At 39.1% G+C, this 10981-nt stretch carries 13 protein-coding genes, 11 tRNA genes and 1 rRNA gene; 24 read left to right on the forward strand and 1 reads right to left on the reverse strand.

Features of this window, described 5'->3' with window-relative positions; all coding sequences use genetic code 11:
- Positions 1–449: 449 nt before the first annotated feature.
- The 11 genes from DS031_RS20050 to DS031_RS20100 all read left to right on the forward strand — a co-directional run bounded on the left by DS031_RS20050 (position 450) and on the right by DS031_RS20100 (position 8516).
- Entirely contained in the window at positions 450–734 is a 285-nt protein-coding gene (locus DS031_RS20050) for a CopG family ribbon-helix-helix protein (RefSeq protein WP_113807988.1), read from the forward strand.
- A 4-nt stretch (positions 735–738) separates the two neighbouring features.
- Complete coding sequence (locus DS031_RS20055) at positions 739–1089, forward strand: type II toxin-antitoxin system PemK/MazF family toxin (protein WP_113807989.1); 351 nt, start codon at positions 739–741, stop codon at positions 1087–1089.
- A 221-nt stretch (positions 1090–1310) separates the two neighbouring features.
- A complete protein-coding gene (locus DS031_RS20060; protein WP_113808002.1) occupies positions 1311–2132 on the forward strand; it encodes an STAS domain-containing protein in 822 nt (273 codons plus the stop codon).
- Between the two features lie 14 nt (positions 2133–2146).
- The gene (locus DS031_RS20065; RefSeq protein WP_113807990.1) at positions 2147–2503 is read left to right on the forward strand and encodes an STAS domain-containing protein; all 357 of its coding nucleotides are present in this window, start codon (positions 2147–2149) and stop codon (positions 2501–2503) included.
- Between the two features lie 2 nt (positions 2504–2505).
- Positions 2506–2907 carry an anti-sigma regulatory factor gene (locus DS031_RS20070; protein ID WP_113807991.1) on the forward strand — a complete coding sequence of 134 codons (402 nt, stop codon included), beginning with the start codon at positions 2506–2508 and terminating at the stop codon, positions 2905–2907.
- A gap of 15 nt (positions 2908–2922) precedes the next feature.
- Positions 2923–3933 carry a PP2C family protein-serine/threonine phosphatase gene (locus tag DS031_RS20075; RefSeq protein ID WP_113807992.1) on the forward strand — a complete coding sequence of 337 codons (1011 nt, stop codon included), beginning with the start codon at positions 2923–2925 and terminating at the stop codon, positions 3931–3933.
- A 67-nt stretch (positions 3934–4000) separates the two neighbouring features.
- A complete protein-coding gene (locus DS031_RS20080; protein ID WP_113808003.1) occupies positions 4001–4327 on the forward strand; it encodes an STAS domain-containing protein in 327 nt (108 codons plus the stop codon).
- A complete protein-coding gene (rsbW, locus tag DS031_RS20085; protein ID WP_113807993.1) occupies positions 4324–4803 on the forward strand; it encodes an anti-sigma B factor RsbW in 480 nt (159 codons plus the stop codon). Before DS031_RS20080 ends, rsbW begins: the two co-directional genes overlap by 4 nt.
- The gene (gene sigB, locus DS031_RS20090) at positions 4775–5557 is read left to right on the forward strand and encodes an RNA polymerase sigma factor SigB (RefSeq protein ID WP_113807994.1); all 783 of its coding nucleotides are present in this window, start codon (positions 4775–4777) and stop codon (positions 5555–5557) included. Before rsbW ends, sigB begins: the two co-directional genes overlap by 29 nt.
- On the forward strand, positions 5557–6159 hold the full coding sequence (locus DS031_RS20095; protein ID WP_113807995.1) for a SpoIIE family protein phosphatase: 603 nt from the start codon (positions 5557–5559) through the stop codon (positions 6157–6159). The genes sigB and DS031_RS20095 overlap by 1 nt, the downstream gene beginning before the upstream one ends.
- Before the next feature lie 179 nt (positions 6160–6338).
- On the forward strand, positions 6339–8516 hold the full coding sequence (locus DS031_RS20100) for a Tex family protein (protein ID WP_113807996.1): 2178 nt from the start codon (positions 6339–6341) through the stop codon (positions 8514–8516).
- A 95-nt stretch (positions 8517–8611) separates the two neighbouring features.
- Here the strand turns inward: DS031_RS20100 and cmpA are convergent, their stop codons facing one another.
- Positions 8612–8725: a cortex morphogenetic protein CmpA gene (cmpA, locus tag DS031_RS20105; RefSeq protein ID WP_113807997.1), complete on the reverse strand. Its 114-nt coding sequence runs from the start codon at positions 8723–8725 to the stop codon at positions 8612–8614.
- 112 nt (positions 8726–8837) lie between these two features.
- Here cmpA and DS031_RS20110 point away from each other — a divergent pair, with 112 nt between their 5' ends.
- From DS031_RS20110 to DS031_RS20170, 13 genes are all read left to right on the forward strand, one after another.
- The gene (locus DS031_RS20110; RefSeq protein ID WP_113807998.1) at positions 8838–9293 is read left to right on the forward strand and encodes a SprT family protein; all 456 of its coding nucleotides are present in this window, start codon (positions 8838–8840) and stop codon (positions 9291–9293) included.
- A 235-nt stretch (positions 9294–9528) separates the two neighbouring features.
- Positions 9529–9603: transfer RNA gene (locus DS031_RS20115), tRNA-Asn, on the forward strand.
- A 1-nt stretch (position 9604) separates the two neighbouring features.
- Positions 9605–9695, forward strand: a tRNA-Ser gene (locus tag DS031_RS20120).
- An 18-nt stretch (positions 9696–9713) separates the two neighbouring features.
- A tRNA-Glu gene (locus DS031_RS20125) sits at positions 9714–9788 on the forward strand.
- Position 9789: 1 nt separating this feature from the next.
- Positions 9790–9865, forward strand: a tRNA-Asp gene (locus DS031_RS20130).
- A gap of 9 nt (positions 9866–9874) precedes the next feature.
- Positions 9875–9949, forward strand: a tRNA-Gln gene (locus tag DS031_RS20135).
- Between the two features lie 9 nt (positions 9950–9958).
- Positions 9959–10034: transfer RNA gene (locus DS031_RS20140), tRNA-Lys, on the forward strand.
- Between the two features lie 15 nt (positions 10035–10049).
- Positions 10050–10134: transfer RNA gene (locus tag DS031_RS20145), tRNA-Leu, on the forward strand.
- An 85-nt stretch (positions 10135–10219) separates the two neighbouring features.
- Positions 10220–10305, forward strand: a tRNA-Leu gene (locus DS031_RS20150).
- A 34-nt stretch (positions 10306–10339) separates the two neighbouring features.
- Positions 10340–10416: transfer RNA gene (locus DS031_RS20155), tRNA-Arg, on the forward strand.
- A gap of 15 nt (positions 10417–10431) precedes the next feature.
- Positions 10432–10505: transfer RNA gene (locus DS031_RS20160), tRNA-Gly, on the forward strand.
- Between the two features lie 132 nt (positions 10506–10637).
- Positions 10638–10714, forward strand: a tRNA-Ile gene (locus DS031_RS20165).
- A 176-nt stretch (positions 10715–10890) separates the two neighbouring features.
- A 16S ribosomal RNA gene (locus tag DS031_RS20170) occupies positions 10891–10981 on the forward strand; the annotation flags it as partial.

A 10981-nucleotide genomic window follows, 5' to 3' on the forward strand; every position in this document is an offset into this window, starting at 1 on the left:
AATACAAGAGATTGGAATAAAAAGAAAACAATAAGCCAAACCTATCGTTGAATTGATTAGAGAGGGGCCTCTAGAATGGTTTATCACCCTTTGTTAACTGGTTTTATGCATTTTTTATTTTTTGTAGATGATTGTGATGGAGAGTTTTAGAAAATCTATGCTTTTCCTAAAATTATTTCGACAAATCCTGTTTAAGATTTAATCGAATGAGCCACCTTTACCTTGAAAAAAGAGCATTATCGTAACTTTTTATTAAATCTAGGAAGGAAAATGTAGGTTTTTGGCGAAACTGTATGCTGTTAAGGTCTTTGCAAACCGTATTGGCAAGTGGTAATATTAAATTTGGGATAGAAAGTACGTATTCAAAGAGTGAGAATTGATGAATAGCTTTTTGAATGATCTTTTTGTGAAGAAATAAAATATGAATCGTAGCTGTGTGCTGGAGGTGTATGTTTGTGAGCGGCACAAACGAAAAAAGAATTGAGATTACACTGTCAGAACAACTTTTAAAAGAGGTCGATGGGGCCATCCAACAAGAAAATCTTGATCGAAATGAATTTATTTCTCAAGCGACCCGAATGTATCTGCGGGAACGGAATAAGCGTCATATCCGTGAGACGATGCGCCAAGGCTATATGGAAATGGCGAAAATCAATCTAAACATTGCTTCAGAAGCATTTCTTGCTGAGGAGGAAGCAGACCATACTTTAGACCGCTTAGTAAGCGGGGTGTAATGATTTGATTGTGAAACGTGGCGACGTTTACTTTGCTGACCTTTCGCCTGTTGTTGGATCAGAGCAAGGAGGCATTCGGCCTGTTCTCATTATTCAAAATGATATCGGGAATCGATTTAGTCCTACTGTAATCGTCGCAGCTATTACAGCTCAAATCCAAAAGGCGAAGCTGCCTACTCATGTTGAGATTAATGCGAAAAAATATGGGTTTGAACGTGACTCTGTCATTTTATTAGAGCAGGTGCGTACCATTGATAAACAGCGATTAACAGATAAGATTACGCATTTGGATGATGATATGATGGGTCGTGTAGATGAAGCTTTACAAATAAGTTTAGGTTTAATTGACTTTTAATTGAAATGGTACAAATAAAAAAAGCTGCTTTAAAAGCAGCTTTTTTTATTTGTGCTTTTTGTGCATAATCGGACAAAAAAGAGAGGGAATAAACGATTTTTGTCGAATGTATAGCCCTAACTATAATTGGAAACTGGATACAGAGCATCAAAACCTTTGCATGAAAGCTTGAACGGTGAAATAATAGGGGTTAGAAAAAAGCATTTATGGGAGGAACAGAGATGGATCGATTAATTGTTGAAATGATACAAAGCTATAAACAAGAGATCTGTGAGCGTTGGCGATCGGAAACAAATCTTGCCAAAGAGCAGCACCGTCTGCAAAACATTTCAAGCGTAATGTACGAAAATACAAATGATGAATTTGTGGAAATGATGTTTCAACATATCGAAACCCACAATAATCCCTCTGCAGAACAGCTGCTTTCCTTTGCAGAACACTTAATGAAAATTGGCTGGAATTTAAGCTATTTAACACAAGGTATGCAAACATTTCGCCGTATTCTATTGGATGTATTGTTTGAGAATGATATTGAAAATAGAAGAGTGATTGAAATCTACCAAGAAATTGATCGCTGGTTTGATCCAATTTTAAATGAGTTAATTGATCACAGTTCAAAGAATTGGGAGAATACAGTATCTCTTCAAAAAGTAGCCTTACAAGAGCTGTCAGCACCATTAATTCCAGTACTCGAACAAATTAGTGTAATGCCCCTTGTCGGCACAATTGATACAGAACGAGCAAAACTTATTATGGAGAATCTATTAAATGGAGTAATCAAGCATCGTTCACAAGTTGTATTAATTGATATTACGGGTGTTCCTGTCGTGGATACAATGGTTGCTCATCATATCATTCAGGCGGCAGAAGCGGTGCGGCTAATAGGGGCACAGTGTATCCTTGTTGGAATTCGTCCTGAAATCGCTCAAACAATTGTGAATTTAGGCATTGATTTAGGACAATTCCCGACAAAGAGTACATTATTTAAAGGGATGAAAACGGCGTTAGAACTAACAAAACGCAATATTGTTGATATAACGTAAGGGGGGAAGGCAGTATGCGAATACCAATTTTAAAACTTTATGATTATTTGCTGATAACCATTCAAATTGATTTAGATGACCAAACAGCGCTCCAGTTTCAAGAAGATTTATTGGAAAAAATTCATGAAACAGGTGCAAAGGGCGTTGTGATTGATTTAACATCAGTTGATATTATTGATTCCTTTATTGCAAAAGTTTTAGGTGAAGTTGTGAAAATGTCAAACCTAATGGGCGCAAGAGTTGTTTTAACCGGCATTCAGCCTGCGGTAGCTGTTACGTTAATTGACCTTGGTATCTACTTGAACAATGTTCCAACCGCATTAGATCTTGAACAGGGGCTAGAGAAACTGAAGCAGGAATTGGAGGAATAGAGATGGGAACCCAATCCTGTGTACCAGTAAAGAATGAATGGGATATTGTCAACGCTAGACAGCTAGGAAGAAAAATGGCAAAAGATTTAGGATTTGGCAGTGTTGATCAAGCTCGAATTACAACGGCAATTTCGGAACTTGCAAGGAATATCTATTTATATGCAGACTACGGAACAATATGTATTGAAACGTACGAAGACTATGGCAAACAAGGACTAAAAATCATTGCGTCAGATACAGGACCAGGTATTAAAGACCTTCGAAAAGCGATGCAGGATGGTTATACAACTTCAGGAGGGTTAGGGGCCGGACTTCCCGGAGTGAAGAGATTAATGGATGATTTTTCTATCGATACAAAAGTAGGAGAAGGGACAGAAATTACAGCAATAAAATGGCTCCGCTAAAGGAGGGTGGTTGCTGTGGAAGATCGGGATATGCAGCAAAACAGATATGAGGAAATGCTTAGAAATTATATAGAAACAAAAAATGAACAATCATTATATCGCGGGCAGCAATTTAGCCGAAAAATGTTGGAGCAGCTCGTATCTCCAGAAGAAGTCGTTAATATGCATGTAAATAGCTTGTTAAAAGTTTATCCTGAATTAAATGATGAAATGAAAGCATCATTTGATTTTTTACTGGAAGTGATGATTGGCTATGGATTTGCGTATCGTGAACATCAAAGCTTAAGAAGCCGTCAGCAGCAGCTCGAATCAGAAATTGAAGTTGCTGCCAGCATGCAGCAAACATTGCTTTTAAGTGATGTTCCTTCTGTTGATTCGATTGATATTGGCGTAATTAGTAAACCTGCAAAAAAAATGAACGGCGACTACTATCACTTTGTACAAGATACAAATCAATGCATTAGTATTGCTGTAGCAGATGTTATTGGTAAAGGAGTTCCTGCGGCCCTTTGTATGTCTATGATTAAGTATGCAATGGACAGTGTGCCAGAACAGCGCATGCAGCCGAGTATGATTTTAGAAAGCATTAATCGCGTTGTGGAACAAAACGTGGATCCCAGCATGTTTGTTACGATGTTCTATGGATTATACGATCCGCGTGTTCATCGTTTCTATTATGCTGGCGCTGGACATGAGCCCGGCTTTTTTTACCGCGCCGAAACAGACGAATTTGAAGAGTTATTTACGAAAGGACTTGTGTTAGGTCTTGCGCCTGACACGAAGTATCAAGAATACGAACAAGAAGTAGCTCCTGGTGATATGATGATCTTACTTTCAGATGGTGTAACGGAATGCCGGTCAGAAAATGGCTTTATTGAACGCGAAGAAATTATTAATTTAATTCGAAAGTATCAGCATTTACCGGCACAACAAATAGTGAATGAAGTTTATCTTGAACTGGAAAAACTTCAAGAATTTGAACTTCGAGATGATGTTACCTTAATCATTTTACGAAGAGAAGTTTAACTTTTATAAGATCGGGAATACCACATAAAGACAACGTGTTGATTTAAAGGGGGTATTGTTGGTGAATATGAAAATTGATCATCAAGTAGAAGGAAATACTCACTATGTTATTCTTAATGGTGAGATTGATGCATATACAGCGCCGCAGCTTCGTAAACAGTTAATTCCACTTACTGAAAAAGAGGGAGAAACGGTTATTATTGATTTAGCGAATGTGGACTATATGGACAGTACAGGCTTAGGGATCTTTGTGGGAGCTTTAAAATCAGCTCGCACACATAACAGTGGATTAAAACTAAGAAATATGACAAAGCGTGTGGAACGCTTATTTGAAATAACAGGTTTACTTGAAGTATTGGACATCGAGAGCAATGTGAAGGAGGAAACACAATGAATAACGCCTGCGACTACATTGAAATGAAAATTCCTGCACAACCAGAATATGTAGGCGTTGTTCGCTTAACAGTGTCAGGGATTGCGAACCGAATGGGCTATTCATATGATGAAATTGAAGATATTAAAATTGCGGTATCAGAAGCATGTACAAATGCGGTTACACATGCCTATAAAGGGAAAGAAAATGGACAAATAACGATCGGCTGCCGCGCATATGAAGATCGCTTAGAAGTGATGGTGCTTGATAACGGGAAAAGCTTTAATTTAGAGCAGGTAAGTGAGCAGGTGGGCCCTGTAGATAAAAGTACTTCCGTGGAACAGTTAAGTGAAGGAGGCTTAGGGTTATTCTTAATTGAATCGTTAATGGATGAAGTTAAAATAAGCAGTGATGCCGGTGTTGTAGTAGTCATGACGAAGCTGCTTCACAAAGATGAGGTGGAACAAAATGTCGACAGAGTCTCGCCATCCACGTAAGAATGAATATGTATATGATTGGATTAAAGAATTTCAAGAAAACCCTAGCGAAGAAGTACAAACAAAGCTTGTAGAAGAGTACAAAGATCTTGTCCATTCCTTAGCAAGAAAATTTTCAAAAGGAAAGAGCATGCATGATGACCTTGTACAGGTTGGAATGATTGGTCTTTTAGCTGCCTTAAGAAGATTTGATCCAGAAGTAGGACGAACGTTTGAATCGTTTGCTGTCCCAACCATTATTGGCGAAATTAAACGATTTATCCGTGATAAAACATGGAGTGTGCATGTGCCAAGAAGGATTAAGGAACTTGGACCAAAAATTAAAAAAGCTGTTGAACAGCTCACAAATGATTTGCAGCGATCCCCTCAAGTGGAAGAGATCGCAGCCTTTCTTGATGTAACAGAAGAAGAAGTGTTAGAAACAATGGAGATGGGAAAAAGCTATCAAGCGTTATCCGTTGACAGCTCCATTGAAGCCGATCAAGAAGGAAGTACAGTAACGCTGCTCGATTTAGTTGGTAATCAAGAAGATGGCTATGAGCAAATTGATCAGCAGCTGCTTTTAAAGAAAGCATTAGCCGTTTTAACCGAGCGTGAGAAGCTTATTATTCAGTACACCTATTATGAAAACCGCAGTCAAAAAGAAACCGGCGAAAAACTCGGCATTTCCCAAATGCATGTTTCTCGTTTGCAGAGACGGGCCTTAGAGAAACTCCGTAAAGCAATTAAGGTAGAACCATCGGAGGCTTTTTAATGATTGATTATTATGATTTTCAAACCGTTCAAGTATCGTCTTACCAACAGGCTAAAAATGGGAATGCGCAGTGCGGAGATAGTTACTTTGTAAAAAAAACAACTGATGAGTTTATATGTGCGATTGCAGATGGACTTGGCAGTGGATATATAGCTAAACAATCATCAGAGGCAGCTGTTTCTGCCGTAGAAGATAACTATAACGAACCAATTGAAACGATTATGGAAAAAGCCAATCAATCTTTAAAAGGCATGCGCGGGGCAGTACTAACAGTTTTTAAAATAAACTTTCAAACAAATGAACTGTCATTTTGCGGTGTAGGCAATGTTCATCTAATTATTTATACACATGAGGGCAAAATCATTCGACCGCTTTCCTATTCAGGATACTTATCAGGTCAGCGACAGCATTATCATGTGCAGCACCTTGAGCTTCCTGTACCATGTTCATTTATTATTTATTCTGATGGATTAAAAGTGAGTTCGAAAAGTAAAGAAATTGTGCAAATGATGCATTCCCCTCGTGATGCTTCTTATCATATTCAAAGGCTTATTGAAAAACCAACCGATGATGTGACATTTTTAATTGGGAAAATCAATTAAATAGGAACAATTGATGAAAAAGGAAGCCGTTCTTTCCACCGAAGAATAGCTTCTTTTTTCATTTTCTTTATCGGACAGCATTTGGTAAACTAAATACACATTGAAGGAAACGTTATGTTCGCTTTCGAATACATAATGGTACATAAGAACTTTGGTTTTATAAGAAGGAGGAAGCATTAGTGCTTACTGAAGAACAAAAACGCATCATTCTATCAAACCTTGCACAACAATTACAATTAAAGCCTGCCCAAATTAATAATGTTGTTACATTGCTTCAAGAAGGCAATACTGTTCCTTTTATTGCTCGTTATCGAAAAGAGATGACAGGTGAACTTGATGAAGTAACAATCCGGAATATTTCTGAAGGGTGGACATATGCGCAAAACCTTGAAGCGCGTAAGCAGGAGGTTATTCGGTTAATTCAAGAACAGAATAAATTAACAGAACCCCTTCAAAAGAAAATTGAACAGGCGAAAAAACTTCAAGAAGTGGAAGACTTATATCGTCCTTATAAACAAAAACGCCGTACAAAAGCGACTGTCGCAAAGGAAAAAGGGCTTGAACCATTTGCGGAATGGCTGTTTCAACTTCCGAATGAAAATGTAGAACAGAAGGCAGCTGAATTTGTGTCTGCAGAAAAAGAAGTAAAAACAATAGAAGCTGCTATTGAAGGTGCCCAAGATATTATTGCTGAATGGATTTCCGATAATGCGGATATGCGAAAAAAAGTACGAGATGTCACGTTCCGAGATGGAAAATTAGTTTCTTCATTAAAAGATAAAGCAGAAGATGAAAAGAAAATTTATCAAATGTATTATGAGTATGAAGAACCGCTTCGAACTGTTGTACCCCATCGTATTTTAGCAATGAATCGAGGCGAAAAAGAAGATATCTTAAAAGTTAAGGTAGAAGCACCGCTTGAAAAGCTTGATCAATTACTAAAAAAGACCTTTATTTTAAAACCGCATGTCTCTACAGCTTCTTATATTGAATCAGCTGTAGAAGATGCGTATAAACGGTTAATTGAGCCATCGATTGAACGTGAAATTCGAAAAGAGCTGACAGAAAAAGCGGAAGATCAAGCCATTCATATTTTTTCTGAGAACTTAAAGCATCTCCTTCTACAGCCGCCGTTAAAAGGGAAAGTAGTGCTTGGTGTAGATCCAGCTTATCGTACAGGGTGTAAGCTTGCGGTTGTCGACCAAACGGGAAAAGTCCTTCATATTGCAGTGATTTATCCAACACCGCCAAAATCTGAAGTAGCAAAAGCGAAAGATACGGTTGTTTCTCTTATAAAAGAATACAGCATTGAAATGATTGCGATTGGAAACGGAACCGCTTCAAGGGAAACAGAGCAGTTTATTGTAGATACTATTAAAGAAGTAAACGAAGATGTTTTCTATTTAATTGTAAATGAAGCTGGAGCTAGTGTTTATTCAGCATCAGACTTGGCGCGTGAAGAATTTCCAGACTTGCAGGTGGAAGAACGTTCAGCAGTTTCAATTGCGAGAAGGCTCCAAGATCCGCTTGCAGAGCTTGTGAAAATTGATCCAAAGTCAGTTGGGGTGGGGCAATATCAGCACGATGTTTCTCAAAAAAATTTAAATGATTCCTTAACATTTGTTGTAGAAACGGTGGTAAACCAAGTAGGGGTAAATGTGAATACAGCTTCAGCTTCCTTATTACAATATGTGGCGGGATTGTCTAAGTCTGTAGCACAAAATATTGTGAAGAAAAGAGAAGAGGAAGGGTCGTTTATTTCTAGAAAACAGTTAAAGAAGATTCCACGCTTAGGTGCAAAAACATATGAGCAGTGTATTGGCTTTTTACGCATTCCAGATGGAGAACAGCCGCTTGATCAAACGGCCATTCACCCGGAAAGCTATGAGGATACAGTTCGTTTATTAGAAACGCTTGGTTGTACGGTTAATGACTTAGGAACAGAACAGTTAAAGGAAAAGCTTGAAGACGTTGAAATTAAAGAAGCATCTCAGCAGCTTGAAGTAGGGGAATTGACTCTTCGTGACATTATTGACGCCCTTATCCGACCAAGGCGAGATCCTCGTGACGAGCTTATGAAGCCTCTTTTGCGAACAGATATTTTAAAAATGGAAGACTTGCAAAAAGGAATGCAGTTAGAAGGTACGATAAGAAATGTAGTGGATTTTGGAGCGTTTGTAGATATCGGTGTTAAACAAGACGGCCTTGTTCACATTTCAAAATTGACAAATCGCTTTGTAAAGCATCCGCTTGATGTCGTGCATGTTGGTCAAGTGGTAACAGTCTGGGTGGAAGAGATTGATCTTCAAAGAGGACGGGCTGCATTAACGATGCTTTCTCCTGAGCAAACCGTTTAAGTAAAATCGTTCGTGCAGAGGTTTTTAAATTCATTCTATCATCGGTAAAAGAAGGATTGTTAACAGAGAAGGATTGTTAACAGAGAAGTACTGCCTTAACGGTGGTGCTTCTTTCTATAAAAGTACCAGCATTGGTTAAGGAGACGGATCTTATATCTGTCTTTCTTGTAGTATGCCTGCCTTAACTGTCTTTTGAACCAGCCAGGCATGCGATAACCTCCTTTAATGTTATAATCTCAAAGAAGAAGGAACAGTGTTATTTATTGTATGAGGGATGGCCCGTACTTGTGTCATAATAATTTTTAGTAAGGAGAAATAAGGATGAACGAGCAGGAGCTTCAAAAGTTAGTAGAAGACCTCTCCATTCGCTATTTTATGAAACCATTTCTTCATAACGTTCGCTTTAACAATCGGCTGCGGACGACAGGAGGGCGTTATTTATTAAAGTCACATGATATAGAAATTAATCCGAAGCAGTTAGAAGCCTTTGGAAAGAAAGCGTTAGTTGAGATTATTAAACATGAGCTTTGCCATTATCATCTTCATCTTGAAGGAAAGGGATATAAGCATCGTGATCAAGAATTCAAAACACTTCTTAAAAGAGTAGGCGGATCTAGATATTGTGAAAGGTTACCAGGTATGAAAAGAAAAGAAGAAGTCAAACATTATTATATTTGTAAAGATTGCAGCCAAGTTTATTCTAGAAAGCGCCGTATTGATACAACACGTTATGTATGTGGTAAGTGTCGGGGAAAACTTAAGCAAAAAAGCGGATAATAAGGTTTCACTTAAGGAAATAAGAGAAAGAAACTGACCTTTTAAAAAAACTTTCAAAAAAACTTTTAAAAATGTTGACGGAGAAAAACAGATATGTTAAATTAATAAAGTCCTCAGCGGAGAGACATATTTAACATCACATTAAAAAGTATTTCAAAAAAACTTTTAAAAACGTGTTGACATCAAAAGTGATTTATTATACAATATCAATTGTCGCTAAATAAAAGCGCATTATTCCACAGTAGCTCAGTGGTAGAGCAATCGGCTGTTAACCGATCGGTCGTAGGTTCGAGTCCTACCTGTGGAGCCATGGAGAAGTACCCAAGTGGCTGAAGGGGCGCCCCTGCTAAGGGTGTAGGTCGTGTAAGCGGCGCGAGGGTTCAAATCCCTCCTTCTCCGCCATCGTTTTTTAGAAAAGATGGCCCGTTGGTCAAGTGGTTAAGACACCGCCCTTTCACGGCGGTAACACGGGTTCGAATCCCGTACGGGTCACCATGGTCCCGTGGTGTAGTGGTTAACATGCCTGCCTGTCACGCAGGAGATCGCCGGTTCGACCCCGGTCGGGACCGCCATTTTTATATTGGGCTATAGCCAAGCGGTAAGGCAACGGTTTTTGGTTCCGTCATGCGTTGGTTCGAATCCAGCTAGCCCAGCCATTTTTCTTTGAGCCATTAGCTCAGCCGGTAGAGCATCTGACTTTTAATCAGAGGGTCGGAGGTTCGAATCCTCCATGGCTCACCATTTACAATTTTATATGCGGGTGTGGCGGAATTGGCAGACGCGCTAGACTTAGGATCTAGTGTCTTACGACGTGGGGGTTCAAGTCCCTCCACCCGCACCATTATTAATATAGTAGTGAATGGTATTTAGTGCTTGTTAACTAAAAGGCACTTATTTTTTATCTCTAAAAGCTTCTATAAACATACGCGGTCGTGGCGGAATGGCAGACGCGCTAGCTTGAGGGGCTAGTGGGGGTATCCCCGTGGAGGTTCGAGTCCTCTCGACCGCACCAAAGAAATCTGTTGTACCGTTACTAAAAGAAAAATGCGCCCGTAGCTCAATTGGATAGAGCGTTTGACTACGGATCAAAAGGTTAGGGGTTCGACTCCTCTCGGGCGCGCCATTTGAAAATAAAAATGCGGGTGTAGTTTAATGGTAAAACCTCAGCCTTCCAAGCTGATGTTGTGAGTTCGATTCTCATCACCCGCTCCATATTAGAAAAGCAGAATAAGCCCGTTTAAATTCATAGGATGTTACAGCTCTTGACGAAAAGTCACTTTTTGATTTTGTGGAAAAGAGTGAAACAGCCGTAGAAGTTGGCTTATGCAGCTGGACAATAGAAATGGGCCTGTAGCTCAGCTGGTTAGAGCGCACGCCTGATAAGCGTGAGGTCGGTGGTTCGAGTCCACTCAGGCCCACCATGAAAACTTCTATAAAAAGTTGTTGACTTAATAACTTTGAGATGTTATGATGGTTAAGTCGCTGTTAATAAAACAGCAAAATTGTTCTTTGAAAACTGAACAAAACGCCAAGCGAATTTATGCAATATACCGAAAGAAGTAATTCTTTCGACAACAACTATTGAGCAATTCAAACTTAATTTGAGAGTTTGATCCTGGCTCAGGACGAACGCTGGCGGCGTGCCTAATACATGCAAGTCGAGCGCGTGAAACTAACTGATCCCTTCG

Source organism: Bacillus taeanensis (genome assembly GCF_003318295.1).
Lineage (GTDB): Bacteria > Bacillota > Bacilli > Bacillales > UBA6769 > Maribacillus > Maribacillus taeanensis.